Source organism: Candidatus Cardinium hertigii, from assembly GCF_003788695.1.
Window position 1 is genome coordinate 1 of the sequence record NZ_RARA01000010.1, and the last position, 17,828, is coordinate 17,828.

The window sequence follows — 17,828 nt, forward strand, 5'->3', positions numbered from 1 at the left end:
AGTAGATTCACCTATTGAGCTTCCACTTGAACTTTGAAAATCTTGACGCGCCTTGCGGCTTGCTAACTTTTCACTCAGTTCATCCATTACGTCATTTTTCTTCAGTTTATATATGTCGTTAGATGTGCCAGAGGATTGTGGAAGACTTCTGGACCTTGGCTTGCTCGCATGCAACTGAGCCTGTTGCGCCTGCAACTGAGCTAGCAATCCTTGCCCCTTAGGGGCACCCTTTGTACCTTTTGAAAATAGTAATAGGGGCGGCGGAGGAGGCGGAGGCGGCGGAGAGGTATGGGGAGATACTGACCCAGATATACCATGTACATTTAAAGAATGTAGTTGTGTTACATTTGGAGAGACTGGCGCATACCCACTATCTCCACTTGTAGAATGGCTTCCAGCATCAGACATGGGCGATAATGGCATAGGCCCAGTAGATCCACTTGCACTTTCATAAGCTTTACAGCAACATATAATTGGATCGGTTTGAGTGCCAATAGATCTCGTATCCTTTTTTGGTTTTGGGAACAGGGGTGGTTTTCCAAAGTTCCTGCTAAAAAAAGATGTCCCAGGCCGATCACTGGATATCATACGACTGGATAACGAATGGCAACCCATTTGCGTACCCAATACAAATGCACCAGCTGCTGAAAATATTATTTTTGGATGAATCAATCCTTTTCGGATCGACTTCGCTTTATCTATTATATTAGGATGCATATATTATTTTTGTTTTTAATTTTAATGTATTATTTGTTTGTTTTTAGTGTATGGTTTGTTTGTTTTTAATGTATGGTTTGATTGTTTTTAATGTATGGTTTGATGTTTATTGTTTAATTGTTTAATGGTATTATAATAATTATAGTTTACTACTCTTTTTATCAATAAAAAAAGCTTTAAACCAAGCTTTAAACCAAGCTTTAAACCAAGCTTTAAACCCTTTCCCTTTTTTCCTTTTCTTTGACGGGTAAGGATCTTTGGCTTTTTATAATTTATTTTAGGACAAATAAAATGAATTATTACATCAATTAAAAATTAAGGTTGCTAAAAAATTTTTAGAGCTGATCTATTGAACTGATTACGTCATACACAAAAATAAATAATTATATAACTGATAACTAAATATATAACTGCAAGTTATATTTAAATGAGTATAAAGCACCAAATAGATAACGATATCTTCTTTATGAAAGAAGCGCTAAAAGAGGCAGAGAAGGCAGCTACCATAGGCGAAGTGCCAATTGGAGCCGTAATAGTAAGCAATGACAAGATTATTGCCCGCTCCTATAATCAAGTGGAACTATTACGGGATCCAACAGCTCATGCAGAGATATTGGTCATAACCGCTGCGGCTAATCATTTCAACAGCAAATATCTCACTAGCTGCACCTTATATGTTACCTTAGAGCCCTGTATAATGTGCCATGGTGCACTCTATTGGTCGCAGATCAAGCGTATGGTTTTTGGGGCAAGTGATCCTAAACGAAGCGCCCACTCCATTTCGGCGCCTATCCTGCACCCAAGAACAGAAGTACAACAAAATATTTTAGCCAAAGAAAGCAATGCACTACTGGTTTATTTTTTTAAAAAGCTAAGAAATCCTTATCCTGTTCCTGTAGAGGGGTAAACTACTTTTTCATATTAATCATTTTTCAGTATATTCAGTATATACAGTATAATAAAAATTTTTACCTATTTAACTAATGTTACGCAACAATAGATGCTTATGATTTTTACAATTCCTTCCTTGCCTTATGCCTATAACGCACTAGAGCCATACATAGATGCCAGAACAATGGAACTCCATCATACCAAGCATCATCAAACGTATGTCGATACCCTAAATCAGGCTATTACTGGAACAGCCATAGCAGCAGCAGAAGGAGCTGAAACATTGATATTAGAGCGTCTTTTAAGATCTATAAGCTCCTATAGCGCTGTTGTGCAAAATAATGCAGGCGGCCATTTTAACCATTTATTTTTTTGGGATAGTCTTACGCCTCATACCGCTCAACGGCCTGGGGAAGTTTTACTTCAAGCCATAGAAAAAGGATTCGGAAGTTTGGAAGCATTTAAAAGAATTTTTTCAACAACTGCTGTTATGCGTTTTGGTTCCGGATGGGCTTGGTTATCTGTAGCCAAGCAAGATGGTAGCTTAATTATTTCTAGTACTGCCAATCAAGACAATCCACTTATGGATCACATACCTCTTGCAGAGCAGGGTATACCTATTCTAGGATTAGATGTTTGGGAACATGCCTATTATCTACTTTACCAAAATAGACGCATAGCGTATATAGAGGCTTTTTGGAAACTTATTCACTGGGAAATAGTGGAAAACAGACTAATCGAAGCAACAAAGTATCGGTAAAACCTACATGGGGTTATAGGGCAAGGTATGCTTTTATGCACCATCTTGGGGCCAGCACATCCCATCCCTGCACAACTTAGTTGGGTGTTTTTCTTGAATTTTTATAGCCATTTTTAATAGATTTTTTTGTAAATTTCGGTTCTCCTAAACAAGTAAGCACAATAGCTGATCATTATTAATTTAGGTTATGAAACAAAAAGAAAAAAAGTTTTCGCAATATAATGCGGCTCAGTCTATTTTTGTATTGGCTATATTGGCCATACTAGGACTATTTTTCTATTACAGCAGGGATCAAAATGTTATTCCTATTTCTGAAAAGCGCTTTGAAAAAATGATGCTGGACCAGGATGTAAAGTCTGTTACGTTAATTACCAACCAACACTTAGTAGAAGTGGCGCTTCGAGAAGGCGCATTGGCAAAAGAGCACTATCAAAAGGAACTAAAGGCAAGAGCTGCGTGGAAAAGCAACAGTCGTTTGGTCTATACTTTTCGCATACCTTCTGTTAAGATTTTTGATAAAAACTTTAAAGAAATCGAATCAAAAATGGATCCACAAGCTAGGATAGGCTACATGTCGGAAGAACGTTCAGAACCTGCTAGCTTTATAAATTGGTCTTTGTTATTGACTTTATTCTTAATTTACTGGTTCTTTATCCGTAAGGCAGGTAATGGAATGGCAGGCCCTGGCGCACAGCTTTTCAATATGAATACGTTAAAGGCAACTATTTTTGATAAAGACAACCAGATAAAAGTTACCTTCCAAGATGTGGCTGGTATGAAAGAGGCTAAAGAAGAAGTCAAAGAGATAGTAGATTTTTTAAAAACACCAGAAAAATTTACCCTTCTGGGAGGTAAAATCCCTAAAGGCATACTGCTAGTAGGCCCTCCAGGAACCGGTAAAACATTACTGGCCAAAGCGGTAGCCGGAGAAGCCAATGTCCCTTTTATTTCCCTATCTGGATCGGACTTTGTGGAGATGTTTGTGGGCATAGGCGCAGCTCGCGTTCGAGATCTCTTTAAAAAAGCAAAGGAAAAAGCGCCTTGTATTATTTTTATTGATGAAATTGATGCAGTAGGCAGGGCCCGTGGCAAAGCCAATATGCCTGGTGTAAATGATGAACGGGAAAATACCCTAAACTCTCTCTTGGTAGAAATGGATGGTTTTTCGACCAATTCTGGCGTAATTATTATAGCTGCAACCAATAGGCCGGAAGTATTGGATATTGCTCTACTACGCCCAGGAAGGTTTGATAGACAAGTAAGCATAGATAATCCAGATATAGTGGATAGAGAAGCCATTATAAAATGTCATAGCAAAGGGCTCAAACTAGAAAGACATATCCGTATACGGCAATTAGCGGAACAAACGCCCGGCTTTTCTGGAGCAGATTTGGCTAATATGTGTAATGAAGCAGCTTTAATAGCCGCTAGAAAAAATAGAAGGTTTGTAACTATGACCGATTTTCATTCAGCTGTAGATCGGATTGTCGGTGGATTAGAGAAAAAAAACAAACTTATTTCGCCAGAAGAAAAGAAACTAGTAGCTTACCACGAAGCAGGCCATGCCATTGCTGGATGGTTTTTAGAGCATGCCCATCCACTGGTTAAAGTAAGTATAGTACCACGTGGCATAGCAGCGCTTGGTTATGCACAGTATCTGCCGAAAGAACAGTTTATTTATCAGGAAGATCAGCTCTTAGATGAAATAACTATGGCATTGGGAGGAAGGGCTGCAGAGGAAATTATATTTGGTAAGATCTCTACTGGTGCCCTAAATGATCTGGAACGTATTACCAAATTGGCTTATAGTATAGTTACCGTTTATGGAATGAATCCTAGAGTAGGCCACCTTTCTTTTCATAACTCAAAACAAACCGACTATACCTTTACCAAGCCCTACTCAGAAAAAACATCTTATACTATAGATGAGGAGGTAAAAGCTATAATAGATCTTGCATATGGACGGGCTAAGGCATTACTCAAGGAAAAGATACATGAATTAACACTTTTGGCTAAAGCTTTATTGGTAAGGGAAACTATATTTAAGTCAGATGTAGAACGCTTAATAGGAAAGAGATTAATACCAGAGCCTAATAAAGATACTCCTCCCATTGAGGATATTCCACTAACTACTGAACAAGAAGAAATAGCATATAAGGAACCAACAGAGGAAATCTAATGTTAGCTACCAACTTCTGTTTTGTATCTATGGATGGTGCATAAAGTATTTGTAATAATCTCATCACGCTCTAAGGGTTAAAAATTTTGCGTACTAATAGTATCCGTTCAGGCATGTGGCCTATACGTACCTGTGTTCGCACCAAAAAGAGATAACTGCATGAAAAAAAGAATAGGTGTGATAATGGGGGGATTCACACCAGAAAGACATATATCGCTAGAAAGTGGACGGAACGTTTATAGTAAATTAATTGCTTCTGTAAAATATGACCCTCTCCCTCTTTTTCTATCTGGCTCCATGCAAGCGCACCGTATTTTCACCTTACCTACCTTCCTTTTACTCAAGGATAATGCAGATGATATCCATGATTTTCTTTTACATCCAGCTAAATTTAGGGAATTGGAGGCATTATTAACGCCTATTAGGGCAGAAGCCCTTGGTATTACTAAGGTCTATGCAAAAGGAGCTATTTTCAAACCAGAAGAGCTTACTTATCAAGCCTTAAAAGAAAGAATAGATTTTATTTTTATAGCTTTACATGGTAGACCTGGAGAAGATGGAACCTTACAAATGATCCTAGAACAGTATGATATCCCTTATAACGGATCTGGCATAGAAACTACTGCTTTAACAATTGATAAATACGCTACCAACCAATTCCTAATACAAAAGGGATTTTATGCTGCCAAACAGCTTATAATTACACAAAAAAAATGGAACCATAACCAGATTGCATGCATTGATGCCATCGAAAAGAATTTTTCTTATCCAATGATTGCTAAACCAGTAGATGATGGTTGTAGTACAGGCGTAACCAAGATCAACAATAGATCTATGTTGATAGCTTATGCATCTGCTAGTTTTCAAATACAGCAAAAAAATCCTTGTGATGTAGTACAAACGATAGGGCTACAAGAGAAAAGTAGTATGGTACCACAAGAACGATTTCTACTAGAAGATTTTATAAAAAAAGATACAGCAGTACTGCACTTTTTAGAAACTACCACAGGATTATTGACACATATTGGAGATAATGGAGAAACGATATATGAAGTTTTTGAACCTTCAGAAGTACTAGCAGCAGATAGCATACTTTCCCTAGCAGAAAAATTTTTAGCAGGAGCAGGCCATAACATTACGCCTGCAAGGTTTCATGCCGATGCCAAAACTTCTGTAACCATCAGCCAAATGGTTAGGGCACAATTGGCAAAGGTAGCACAAGTTTTGAACGTACAAGGATACGCTAGAATAGATGCTTTTGTAAAAATTTATCCCCATCAAAAAGTAGAAATATGGGTTATTGAAATCAATGCTTTACCTGCTATGACGCCAGCTACTTGTATTTTTCATCAATGCGCCCTCAATGGCTATACGCCATTTGACTTTATAGATGCCATTATCCAATATGGGTTCAAAAAAACACATTTTACGACTTCTTCGCCATCTGGAATCTTAGATAAATGCATAAAAAAAAATTACTAAACATATTAAAACATCTTTTTTATATGTTTTGCTTAAGTATAGCTATATTATACACTATGTTTTACATAGCATTGCCATATATTACCAATCAAGGAAAAGTCGTTCAAGTACCAGATTTAACAGGCGTACATCGGGATAACTTAGATGCATATCTAAGTAAACATCATTTACGATACTTTATAACAGACAATAGCGGCTATTCAGACCAATTGCCTCCTTTTACAGTTTTACAACAATTTCCTGCAGCAGGCAACTATGTTAAGAAAAACAGAAAAATTTATTTAACCTTAAATGCAGAAAGGCCTCCACTAGTAGATATGCCAAACCTGATTGACGGTTCTATTAGACAAGCACACTTACTTTTAAAGAATAAAGGACTAAAATTGGGCAATATCAAATATGTCCCTGACATTACCGCTTCGGTTGTATTAGAGCAATGGTATAATGGGAATCCTATAACTGCTGGAAAACTTATTAATAAAGGGTCAAGCATTGATTTAGTAGTGGGAGCTGGACTGAGCTCTCAAATTATTGAAGTGCCAAATGTGCTAGAAATGCCTTTAGAAGAAGCTCACTTGGTATTGGTAGAACATGGCATACGTATGGGTATAGTACATCTTGTGGAAAACAGGACAGCAGCTGTTGGCAGTGTGGTAAAACAAAATCCGGAACCAGGGACTAAGGTATCGTTGGGAACCACTATTAATCTATGGGTAGTTAAGTTATAGATCAATCCTGGCTGCTATATCATATCCTATATATAAAAATAATGTATTATATACCCTTATATTAAGGCATGTATCATTTGCATATAATGCCATATATATTTAATTTAGGGTATGTTAAAATTACCTGCATCAACAGGTAGTATTTAATCGTAGCTTCTTACTTACAAGAAGAGACCAAGGCCCATCATTTCATTTTACAATTTTAAACAGCAATTACTTAATATGTTAGTACACAAGAATAAAAATATTTGTAGGGGGGCGCTATTGTCATTTTTAACTATATTAGGCTTGACCTTCAGTGCAGGTAATTGTACTCCCCCTAAATCTCAGTTAGAAGAAAAAACCAAACACATACAACAAGCAGCCGAAGAAAGCCGTAAATGCGTAACAATATTACGGCAAAAAATGTTGCCTAAAATTAAGAAAAACCTTAACACAGAAACGATAAAGGAGATAGAGAAAAAGATTAATGAATTGGATCAAGCGATAGAAAAATTCATAGAAATTACAAAAAACTTAACAGAAGAAGAAATAGAGTCAGGAGCAGGGACAGGGATAGCGGCATGCAGAGACCAAGAGAAACTTATAAAGGAGAAAGGGGATGAACTAAAACTAATAGGGGTTCAGATTCTCCAAACAGAACCTTCAAAAGAAGTCAAAGATGCTATTTCAGATGCAAAAAAGGATATAGACGATATAATAAACAATTCCCCTAAATCTCAGTCAGCATCTAAATCTCAGTCAGAAGTAAAAACCAAAGCCATAGAACTATACGAAGAACTCCGTAAAATGATACCAATATTACGGCAAAAAATGTTGCCTAAAATTAAGAAAAACCTTAACACAGAAAATGTAAACGAGCTAGAGAAAAAGATTAATGAATTAGATCAAGCAATAGAAAAACTCATAGAAATTACAAAAAATTTAACAGAAGCAGAAATAGAGTCAGGAGCAGGGGCAAGAATAGAGGCATACATGGGCCAATGTAAACTTATAAAGGATAAGAAAATTGAACTAGGCCTAGCAATAGATCTGATTCGCCGAACAGAATCTTCAAAAGAAGTCCAAGATGCTATTTCAGATGCAAGAAAGGATATAAGCGATATAGAAAAAAAGACGCAAATGCAATTGATGCAATTGATGCAATTGATGCAATTATAGCAATGGCAAAAGACTTACCAGAAGAAATACAGCCCGAGACACGGGAAGCAAGGGCATACATAGACCAAGGGAAACTTATAAAGGATAAGGAGATTGAACTAGGTTAGCAATAGACTTGATTCTCCAAACAGAATCTTCAAAAGAAGTCCAAGCTGCTATTTTAGATGCAAGAAAGGATATAAACGATATAGTAAAAAAGATGCAATTAGATTTAAATGTAATTCTAAGGATATAAGCAAAAAAGTATATAGCGAGTCAACCAATATCCGTTCACCTGCGTAGTAGCCATATTTTATAGATTATAGCAAATGGCTAATATTTAATAATTGATGATTTTATTCATTTTTTAAAAACTACTTCTTTTAAAGCTACTTTTTTTGCTTAATCAAAAAAGCAGCCAAAAAAAATCAAGCGCTGGTGAACAAAGCTGTTGAAAAGTTCAGGATTGCAAGCTGAAAATCAGAACTCGCCCTATAGTTACTCAATGGATTTGGAAAGCTGGTAAGGCGCACGAGGGTGAAGCGCACACGCAGCATAGTACGCACTATGCGAGTTCACCCCATGATGTATATGCATACATCATGGGGCTCCCCAGTACGCTGAATCCCGAAGCGAAACAGGGTCCCCCGCCAGATGATATATCTGGCGGGGGAAAGCCGTAGCCAGCTTTTCAAAGACGAAGAGACGATTACTCAATGGATTTGGAAAGCTGGCAAGGCGCGCAAGGGTGAAGCGCACGCAGCATAGTAGAACTATGTGAGTTCGCCCCATGATGTATATGCATACATCTGGGGACCCCAAGTACGCTGAATCCCGAAGCGGAACAGGGGTCCCCGCCAGATGATATATCTGGTGGGGTAAAGCATAGCCAGCTTTTCAAAGACGAAGGGACGATTACTCAATGGATTTGGAAAGCTGGCAAGGCGCGCGAGGGTGAAGCGCACGCAGCATAGTAGAACTATGTGAGTACGCTGAATCCCGAAGCGGAACATAGCCAGCTTTTCAAAGACGAAGAGTAGGCTCAAACAAGCTGATTTTCTACTAACTATCAGCCTGAACTCTTCTAATCACAGCTTTGTTCAAGGCGCGTTTTTATGATCTTGCATTATTGCGCTATTTCTAAATACGAACGTGAAAAAATACGTATAAACCACACCACTGAACGGATATCTAATTTCAATAAACTTTGATAGTTTACTATTTTTATTTTTAATAAGTATGTATTATTTTGCGCCTAAAAAGGAAAGGTAAGATATCTGAGGATATAGACAATAATTAAATATAATCCATATGGAAATAAAATACAATATAATTAGAAAATTAGGTATACCTTTTATTACAGTTGCCATTACTTCTTGTCAAGCTAGCAAACAACAGGCTGATCAGCCTGATCTGCCAGTAGAGGAGATCATAGATGTAGTTGGAGAGCAGTATAATAATGCCCATAACCCTTATGAAATAAATGGAAGGAGTGAAGCGTTTTTTAGGGAAGGACTTTCTTATGTGAAAACATTTAGGGTACAACATGTTTATTACTGTGGCCCTGCGAATAAAGATCACATGCGTTTCTTAATAAAGTTGGTAGGGCAGATGAGAGACCAAGATTCACCATTAATATCACTTCAATTGATACGTATAGATGCAGATGGAGATGTAAGATACGTGAATGGTTTTCATTTATCTAAACTAGGATTAAATAATCCTGATGATTTAAATTCATTTTTATTGGCGCTTTCTGCGCACACCCGAAATAACTTACAAGTGCTTGATCTATTCTGTAACCAACTTACATCTATTAATCTAGCTAACCTAAATCTAAATCAGTTAACAAATCTTCGTTTATCCCATAACAAACTTACAGATATTGATATAGATAGCCTACATCAGTTAGGAGATCTTAATTTATCCCGTAACAACCTTATAACTGTTAATGTAGGTAACCAAACTCAGTTAAGTCGGTGTAATTTATCCCATAACCAGCTTACAACTGTTAATGGATTAGGTAACCTAAATGCATTAAAGTATCTTAATTTATCCCATAACAACCTTACATCTTTTGATGTAGCTATCCTAGATCGGTTAGGCAGCAGATTACCCTACTCTAATCTGAGCCTTAATTTATCCTATAACCCTATCAAAAATAAAGATGAAATAAAGGCGTTCTGCATTAGTAGAAATATTAATCTAAAAATTTAGGACGTGTTAACATATGAAAAAATAAGTATGTTTTTGCGATACCACAAAAGTATCCGTTCACGCAATGGCGTCAACTTAAGGTTTAGCTGTTATTGATAACCAAGTAGAATAGGAGGGTAGGCTAATCATGAATTGCCTTAAGTTGACGCCATTGTCCGTTCACGTACGTGGCAGCCATATTTTAAAATTGCTAATATTTAATAAGGTTAATTCCTTATATAATTGCTTATACCCAGTATTTCATATAAAGTTTATTGATTATGACTCTTAATATAAAAATAATGTATTACATACCCTTATGTTAAGGCATGTATCATTTGCATATAATGCCATATATATTTAATTTAGGGCATGTTAAAATTACCTGCATCAACAGGTAGTATTTAATCGTAGCTTCTTACTTACAAGAAGAGACCAAGACCCATTATTTCATTTTACAATTTTAAACAGCAATTACTTAATATGTTAGTATACAAGAATAAAAATATTTGTAGAGGGGCGCTATTGTCATTTTTAACTATATTAGGCTTGACCTTCAGTGCAGGTGATTGTACTCCCCCTAAATCTCAGTCAGAAGTAAAAACCAAACTCATACAACAAGTAACCGAAGGAAACCGTAAATGCGTAACAATATTACGGCAAAAAATGTTACCTAAAATTAAGAAAAACCTTAACACAGAAACGATAAAGGAGATAGAGAAAAAGATTAATGAATTGGATCAAGCGATAGAAAAACTCATAGCAATGACAAAAGACTTAACAGAAGAAGAAATAGAGTCAGGAACAGGGACAGGGATAGCGGCATGCATAGACCAAGAGAAACTTATAAAGGAGAAGGGGGATGAACTAGAACTAATAGAGGTTCAGATTCTCCAAACAGAACCTTCAAAAGAAGTCAAAGATGCTATTTCAGATGCAAAAAAGGATATAGACGATATAATAAACAATTCCCCTAAATCTTAGTCAGCATCTAAATCTCAGTCAGAAGTAAAAACCAAAATCATAAAAATAGTCGAAAAAAGCCGTAAAATGATAATAATATTACGGCAAAAAATGTTGCCTAAAATTAAGAAAAACCTTAACACAGAAAAGGTAAAGGAGCTAGAGAAAAAGATTAATGAATTTAATCAAGCGTCAGAAAAATACATAGCAATGGCAAAAAACTTAACAGAAGAAGAAATAGAATCAGGGTCAGGGGCAGGAATAGGGGCATACATGGACCAAATGAGGCTTACAGAAAATAAGTCGCTTGCAGTAAGCCTAGTAATTAATCAAATTCGCCTAACAGCATCTTCAAAAGAAGTCCAAGATGCTATTTTAGATGTAAGTAAGGATATGAGCGATATAGTAAAAGAAGTAAATAAAATGAAATAAATAAATAAATAAATAAATAAAAGTATGTGTTCAAAGCCTTAAAATAAATATGATACGGGTTCCCGCTACCAATATCCGTTCAGTCGTACGAATACGCATAGGGCACATAACTGAACGGATACAAACATGAGGGATAGAGCATTTTAATTTTTAGTCTGTTTTTATATCTCGCAGGTAAAACGAAATAGAATATTAATGATAATGATCATAATATGAACAATGGACTAATTATTTTTGGCATATGTGCACTTACAAAAGGAGCTTTGGATATTTTCCTAAAGAATAACGTAATGGTTTATGGTATTCTGGAAGATGACCCAAAATGGCACCACACAGATCTTTGTGGTATTCCCATTTTAGGTGCTACTGACAATCAAAAATTCCTAAATTTACTACAGGGAGCATGCGTCTCATTTCTTGCATATGGAAATATTACCAAAAGAAAAAAAATCCTAGACTTGTTAACAGCGCAAGTAAAACAAACACTTATCTCTGCTATACATCCATCCGCTATTATAGCTGATCCTATTAAGCTAGGCCAAAGCAATTACATAGGCGCACAAGTTTGTTTAGCTCCAGAGGTGGCGATAGGTAATCACTGCGTGGTACATAATGGCGTAATTATTGAAGAGCAAGCTAGTATTGATGATTGGGTACAAATAGGTGCCGGCAGCGTTATCGGTGCATATGTAACCTTAGGGGAAGGCGTAAGTATTGGCATTGGAGCCAGGATTGTTGCTGGCGTTAGCATTCAAAAAGGCGTACATATTCATGCAGGTGCTGTTGTTTTAGAAAATGTAAAAAACGATGATAGCTTATAATGTACTTATCCCCATTGGCTTTACTCAGGCCCTATCCCAACTATTTACCTTACAGTTACGCAATTTTATAATATAATCCAAATACGACGCTTATTTTGGATGCTACCGACTATCATAACAACGATATAAAGGCAGAAAAGACAAGTTATGTATGCCACCTTAAGTAAAAAAAAAGCAACGTATATTCGCCAATTGGCGCTTAAAAAATATAGATTAGAAAGAGCTTCTTTTGTATTAGAGGGAAAAAAAAGTATTCAAGCGCTCCTAGCCTCTCACTATACCATTCAATGTATGGTAGGAACTTCTTCTTTTTTTATAGAAAATCAGAATATTTTTACTGGGCTTAGTAAAAATATAGAGATCTTTGAAGTGCCAAAAGAAATACTTACCCAATTGGGATCTTTGTCTACCAATCATGAGGTACTAGCAGTAGCTACTATACCGCTACCAACTGAACCATGTTTATCTCCCTTAAACATTACGCTCGCATTGGATAATATTCGAGATCCTGGAAACCTAGGAACCATTATCCGTATAGCAGATTGGTATGGGATAGAAACAATTCTCTGTTCTAGGTCAACGGTAGAGCTATATAACCCCAAGGTACTACAAGCCAGTATGGGTTCTTTTGTAAAAATCAAACTGCATTATGTAGACTTACCACGCTACTTACAAAATGTAAAATTACCGATTATAGGTGCCATGATAGAGGGAGATCATCTACACGATTTTTCGTTTCCAACACAAGGGGTATTAGTTATAGGAAATGAATCTCAAGGTATCCACGCTACCATAAAACAAATGTTCACGCATGCTATTGCCATTCCTAGATATGGAAACGCTCAATCTCTAAATGCAGCTATTGCTACAGCTGTTGTATGTGACAACTGGAAAAGGACATTGCAAAAATCCTAATTGGTAACAAATTACAAGGAGATATGATGTTTATACAAATAAATTTTGTAAATTTAGTGGTAATTTACATTTATAATGTGCAGGTGTAACGCATAAAAAATGCATAGGACATTTTTGAAAATTGACACATTATAAGTATTATTTTAGAATGATATCATAAACACATATGATCAAATGCATACATTACGTTAATATATTAACTTTTATCACTCTATACTAAATCTATATTTATGTTATCTCTTCCTTTGAAACCCATTAGACATAAGCTAAAAAAAGGTGTTTTTTCTTGGTTACTACCTACGATGTTACTATTTGAGATTTTGCCCGCCTTCGCTGCCCCCTCTCTCCCAAAAAAAGAGATCCCCTATTCATTTTGGTCCGGACATAGTGTACGCATGGATTATGGAATGGTTATCCATCATAACTGGAAGAAAGTATCGAATCAAATACTCGAACTTGGTTACGAATATGGCTGGGTAGTTAAACAGAATACATATATTGGGATCGACCTTACATGGAATTTGTTTTTCCCTAGAACTATTAATACATTTAGATATGTGAATGAGTATGCAATTGAAAAAGCAAAAAAACTAATAAAAAAAGAAAAGGATCCTAAACAGCTCCCTACACAATTTGATTACTTGATCGATTTTCTTTGGAGGCCGCTCGGCCACACTCCCGTAGGCGAAGTATTGACGCCGATACCCCATCTACATTTTGGGTATATTACGCCTAATAAAACACTAATTACATTGGGAACCGCCTATCTTTGGGCCTTAATGGGAACGATTCGAAGCCCCTTTTCAGATCATTTTTTCTTTGAAACAAAAGTAGTTTGGTGGCTGGATGCCATCATAGCTAAGAGGGGGTTTGATGGCTTCTATTTGACTGCAGGCATAGGATATCATTTTTAAATAAACCATTCACAATACCTTAGATATCTTATAAAAAGGCCCCTTGCTATATCCTTTTTATATTTATTTCCTCTATAGGCCAGGATTTTATATTTTGTTTTTATTAAAAGAATAATTACCTTTATGTAAACAGAAGCAGTGCTTCGAGTACTGCTACCACAAGAATTGTTATTCAGGTGGTTATTAGCGTTATAATTGTAAAGATCGCAACCGTAACTGGACGTGGAGTTTTATAAAGAAACAAACATATAAACTGTCAAGCGTCTATGATATGTTAGCGATTCCAACAAACCATACTTAAATAAAATAAAATAAAATAAAATTAATAATATTAAACAACCATTAACTATGATAAAGAAACATTGGGTATTAGTAGGGCTAGGACCATTTGTATTATGCAATAAGTGTCCATTGGATAAAAAAACTTTAGAATCATATGACTACAGCTATAATAGAAAAATTATAGAGCCATATGACTACAATTATAAACACCATAACTACAATTATAATTTTAATCATAATTATAATGTTAAATGGGACTTACCTAAATGGCATTTAGATCCTGTGGAAAAAGTAACCTGCCAAAGCTCTGATAAAGAAGGTCATATCCGTTACCTAAAAGAATCGAAGGAAAGTTGGGAAAAACACTGGGAAAATATACAAGTAAATAGAGAAAAAGACTGCAAAGAGTATGCAGTAACAGGGAGGGAATATCCGCAAGCCTGGGAAAAATATCGCTCAATGGAACAACAAGCTTGGGAAACGTATCATAAGCAATATACAGAAGCTAGTCAGCTATATCAACAAGAAATGCTTAAAAAAGTAGGATTAAAAACTTTTTTTGAAGAGGATAAAATAAAATCAAAAAGTTTCTATGGAAAAATAGAAAAAGCTAGTAACAATTATTGGGAAGAAGTAAAAAAAGCTATTAATAGCTATGGGGAAGAAGCAAAAAAAGCTATTAATAGCTATTGGGAAGAAGTAGAAAAAGGTAATAATAGCTATTTGAAAGAAGTAGAACCAAAGATAGAAGTAAGTCAGCAAGCAGAGGCCAAGCAGGTATATAAAGAAGTAAAGGGAACTGGCGAGTGCAGTATTTGTCTCGAAGTGCTAAATGAAAAAGAATGTATAGCTAAAGATAAATACCCATTTAAATGCGGACATCGCTTAAGAACTTGCAAATCTTGTCTTGAAGAGCAATTAAAGATAGATGGTATTTCAGCAAAATGCTGTGAATGTAGGGCAGATCATAAATTATGGGTGACACCCACCTAAGAAGTGAACGGATACAAAGCATTCTTCCGCGCAAGTGAACGGACAATGGCGTCAACTTAAGGTTTAGCTGTTATTGATAACCAAGTAGAATAGGAGGGTGTGCTAATCATGAATTCCCTTAAGTTGACGCCATTGAGTGAACGGATACGATGTATCCGTTCACTTGCGCGGAAGCCGTGTTTTATAGATTATAGCAAATTTCTAATAAATATTTATTATATAATGATTTTATCCATTTTTTTTAAAACTACTTCTTTTAAAGCTACTTTTTTTGCTTGATCAAGAAAAGTAACGAATAATTTAGTAATTAAATAATTAATTTAAAAACATTTCTGCCACGCAAGTGAACGGACAATGGCGTCAACTTAAGGTTTAACTATTATTGATAACCAAGTAGAATAGGATATTTTTTTACATTTGCTACATGGCTTCTTATTTAGCGAATAAATTCTTTTTTTATTATTTCATAAAAAAGTGTATGATACATTTTTTTATGCAAGAGTTTTTAGGGGAAAATTTTATTTCGGAAATTAAAGATAAATTGTATTCAGCCATATTTCAGACTATCCATTCCAAAGGCGGCCATATGTTCACACGCAGAAGGAAACTTACTTTTCCAATAGTATTTTCCACTATTTTAAAGCTAGTTAAGCGAAGTTTAGGCATAGAGTGTGAACTTATGGAACCATTAACGTACAAAATTCCTCCATCCAAGCAAGCTTTTTCCAAAGCAAGGTATAAACTTTCTCATACTGGATTTAAAGACTTATTGCAGCNTAAATAATTAATTTAAAAACATTTCTGCCACGCAAGTGAACGGACAATGGCGTCAACTTAAGGTTTAACTATTATTGATAACCAAGTAGAATAGGATATTTTTTTACATTTGCTACATGGCTTCTTATTTAGCGAATAAATTCTTTTTTTATTATTTCATAAAAAAGTGTATGATACATTTTTTTATGCAAGAGTTTTTAGGGGAAAATTTTATTTCGGAAATTAAAGATAAATTGTATTCAGCCATATTTCAGACTATCCATTCCAAAGGCGGCCATATGTTCACACGCAGAAGGAAACTTACTTTTCCAATAGTATTTTCCACTATTTTAAAGCTAGTTAAGCGAAGTTTAGGCATAGAGTGTGAACTTATGGAACCATTAACGTACAAAATTCCTCCATCCAAGCAAGCTTTTTCCAAAGCAAGGTATAAACTTTCTCATACTGGATTTAAAGAATTATTGGAAGACAGCATTCGCATAGCTTACCAAAATGATCCTACCTATGGCACATGGAAGGGGTACAGACTTATTGCAGCAGATGGTTTTTCCCTTCGAGGCCGTTGCAACAGGCCGACAGTATTGATTTTTAGATGCTTTTAGTTCATTTTGGATAGACCATTCCCCTAGCAACCTTTTAAAATGATATTTGGGGACCTGTATAAGTTATAAGCTATTGCTTCCATAAGATGTTGTGTATGCATTTTATCAATACCTATATNAGAATTATTGGAAAACAGCATCCGCATAGCTTACCAAAATGATCCTACCTATGGCACATGGAAGGGGTACAGACTTATTGCAGCAGATGGTTCTTCCCTTCGTTTACCTGCTTCACCCGAAATCATATCGGAGTTTGGTCTTTTTAAACCAAATGGCACAAACGGAATTGTGCCCCCTTTAGCCAGGGTTTCACTATTTGTTGATTTATCTACATCTCTGATTTGTAATGCTCGGCTTGTACCTTGGAATATAGGAGAACGCACATTAGCAGAAGAACAACTCCCTGAAATGGTTCAGCAAATGCGTGCATTAAAACAAGATAAATTATTATGTATCTATGATCGTGGTTATACTTCAGTAAAGTTTATCAAACAACATTATGAATGTCAAGCAGATTTTATTTTTCGTGTACAAGAAAAAAATTATACTAAGCTATGGGAGCGGGTTGCATCGGGCGAATCAGATTTTGATCTAGTTCTAGAAAATAAGGATAAAACTATCAGCCAGAAAGTAAGAGTCGTAGCGTTTATGTTATCCAATGGCAAAAGAGAAGTTTTGGTTACTTCACTTTTTGACAGAGCACAATTTACCCTGGAAAGCATTAGTAAAGTTTATGCTTTAAGGTGGCATNTATGCATTTTATCAATACCTATATAGCGGGCTCCCGAACTTCGGAACCAACTTTTTATACTACCAAATACACGTTCTACCTTATAGCGAGTCTTAGCTACTAATTTATTGTATCCGTTCAGTGGTGTGGCAGGGTGCTGAAATTCAGAATAAAAAATACCTAATGATATATTTATTTTATATTTTACCCAAAAAATAATTTTTAACGTTTTGTTTTTAAAGTTCATTAACAGCACTTTTATAAAGTACATATGTATTGAACAATTGCTTATAAATATCTTTACTT

Annotated in this window: 15 protein-coding genes and 3 pseudogenes; 16 read left to right on the forward strand and 2 right to left on the reverse strand. The window is 35.7% G+C overall.

The annotated features are described in order from the left end of the window. Nucleotides 1-717: hypothetical protein (locus tag EDM02_RS00260; protein ID WP_221179567.1), on the reverse strand; the 717-nt coding region annotated here is incomplete at its 3' end. 427 nt (nt 718-1,144) lie between these two features. On the opposite strand from EDM02_RS00260, the gene EDM02_RS00265 reads away from it, so the two are divergent. The 16 genes and pseudogenes from EDM02_RS00265 to EDM02_RS00340 form a co-directional block, all read left to right on the forward strand. Further along, nucleotides 1,145-1,624 carry a nucleoside deaminase gene (locus EDM02_RS00265; protein ID WP_123662145.1) on the forward strand — a complete coding sequence of 160 codons (480 nt, stop codon included), beginning with the start codon at nt 1,145-1,147 and terminating at the stop codon, nt 1,622-1,624. A gap of 99 nt (nt 1,625-1,723) precedes the next feature. Then, nucleotides 1,724-2,368, forward strand: coding sequence for a superoxide dismutase (locus EDM02_RS00270; RefSeq protein ID WP_123662147.1), 645 nt, complete (start codon nt 1,724-1,726; stop codon nt 2,366-2,368). Between the two features lie 187 nt (nt 2,369-2,555). Then, nucleotides 2,556-4,547 carry an ATP-dependent zinc metalloprotease FtsH gene (gene ftsH, locus EDM02_RS00275; protein ID WP_123662149.1) on the forward strand — a complete coding sequence of 664 codons (1,992 nt, stop codon included), beginning with the start codon at nt 2,556-2,558 and terminating at the stop codon, nt 4,545-4,547. Nucleotides 4,548-4,706: 159 nt separating this feature from the next. Then, nucleotides 4,707-6,029: a D-alanine--D-alanine ligase family protein gene (locus EDM02_RS00280; protein WP_123662174.1), complete on the forward strand. Its 1,323-nt coding sequence runs from the start codon at nt 4,707-4,709 to the stop codon at nt 6,027-6,029. Nucleotides 6,030-6,085: 56 nt separating this feature from the next. Continuing rightward, nucleotides 6,086-6,757: a PASTA domain-containing protein gene (locus EDM02_RS00285; protein ID WP_184891044.1), complete on the forward strand. Its 672-nt coding sequence runs from the start codon at nt 6,086-6,088 to the stop codon at nt 6,755-6,757. Nucleotides 6,758-6,979: 222 nt separating this feature from the next. After that, the gene (locus EDM02_RS00290) at nt 6,980-7,918 is read left to right on the forward strand and encodes a hypothetical protein (RefSeq protein ID WP_123662153.1); all 939 of its coding nucleotides are present in this window, start codon (nt 6,980-6,982) and stop codon (nt 7,916-7,918) included. 1,290 nt (nt 7,919-9,208) lie between these two features. After that, nucleotides 9,209-10,114, forward strand: a complete 906-nt coding sequence (locus tag EDM02_RS00295; RefSeq protein ID WP_123662155.1) for a leucine-rich repeat domain-containing protein — start codon at nt 9,209-9,211, stop codon at nt 10,112-10,114. Nucleotides 10,115-10,576: 462 nt separating this feature from the next. Beyond that, complete coding sequence (locus EDM02_RS00300) at nt 10,577-11,077, forward strand: hypothetical protein (RefSeq protein WP_123662157.1); 501 nt, start codon at nt 10,577-10,579, stop codon at nt 11,075-11,077. Nucleotides 11,078-11,143: 66 nt separating this feature from the next. Further along, nucleotides 11,144-11,488 carry a hypothetical protein gene (locus EDM02_RS00305; protein WP_123662159.1) on the forward strand — a complete coding sequence of 115 codons (345 nt, stop codon included), beginning with the start codon at nt 11,144-11,146 and terminating at the stop codon, nt 11,486-11,488. Nucleotides 11,489-11,700: 212 nt separating this feature from the next. After that, nucleotides 11,701-12,309: an LbetaH domain-containing protein gene (locus tag EDM02_RS00310; protein ID WP_123662161.1), complete on the forward strand. Its 609-nt coding sequence runs from the start codon at nt 11,701-11,703 to the stop codon at nt 12,307-12,309. Between the two features lie 147 nt (nt 12,310-12,456). Beyond that, the gene (locus EDM02_RS00315) at nt 12,457-13,224 is read left to right on the forward strand and encodes an RNA methyltransferase (RefSeq protein WP_123662164.1); all 768 of its coding nucleotides are present in this window, start codon (nt 12,457-12,459) and stop codon (nt 13,222-13,224) included. Between the two features lie 230 nt (nt 13,225-13,454). Beyond that, a complete protein-coding gene (locus EDM02_RS00320; RefSeq protein ID WP_123662166.1) occupies nt 13,455-14,138 on the forward strand; it encodes a hypothetical protein in 684 nt (227 codons plus the stop codon). Nucleotides 14,139-14,486: 348 nt separating this feature from the next. After that, nucleotides 14,487-15,413 (forward strand): RING finger protein, encoded by a 927-nt coding sequence (locus EDM02_RS00325; RefSeq protein WP_123662168.1) that lies wholly within the window; start codon nt 14,487-14,489, stop codon nt 15,411-15,413. 493 nt (nt 15,414-15,906) lie between these two features. After that, a pseudogene (locus EDM02_RS05870) lies at nt 15,907-16,188 on the forward strand (IS4-like element ISWosp8 family transposase); the annotation flags it as partial. Nucleotides 16,189-16,360: 172 nt separating this feature from the next. Next, nucleotides 16,361-16,792, forward strand: a complete 432-nt coding sequence (locus tag EDM02_RS00335; RefSeq protein WP_420886336.1) for a hypothetical protein — start codon at nt 16,361-16,363, stop codon at nt 16,790-16,792. A 120-nt stretch (nt 16,793-16,912) separates the two neighbouring features. After that, a pseudogene (locus EDM02_RS00340) lies at nt 16,913-17,542 on the forward strand (transposase); the annotation flags it as partial. Here EDM02_RS00340 and EDM02_RS06190 read toward each other — a convergent pair. Further along, nucleotides 17,524-17,679 (reverse strand): annotated as a pseudogene (locus EDM02_RS06190) (IS5-like element ISCca3 family transposase); the annotation flags it as partial. The pseudogenes EDM02_RS00340 and EDM02_RS06190 overlap by 19 nt on opposite strands. Nucleotides 17,680-17,828: the final 149 nt, after the last annotated feature.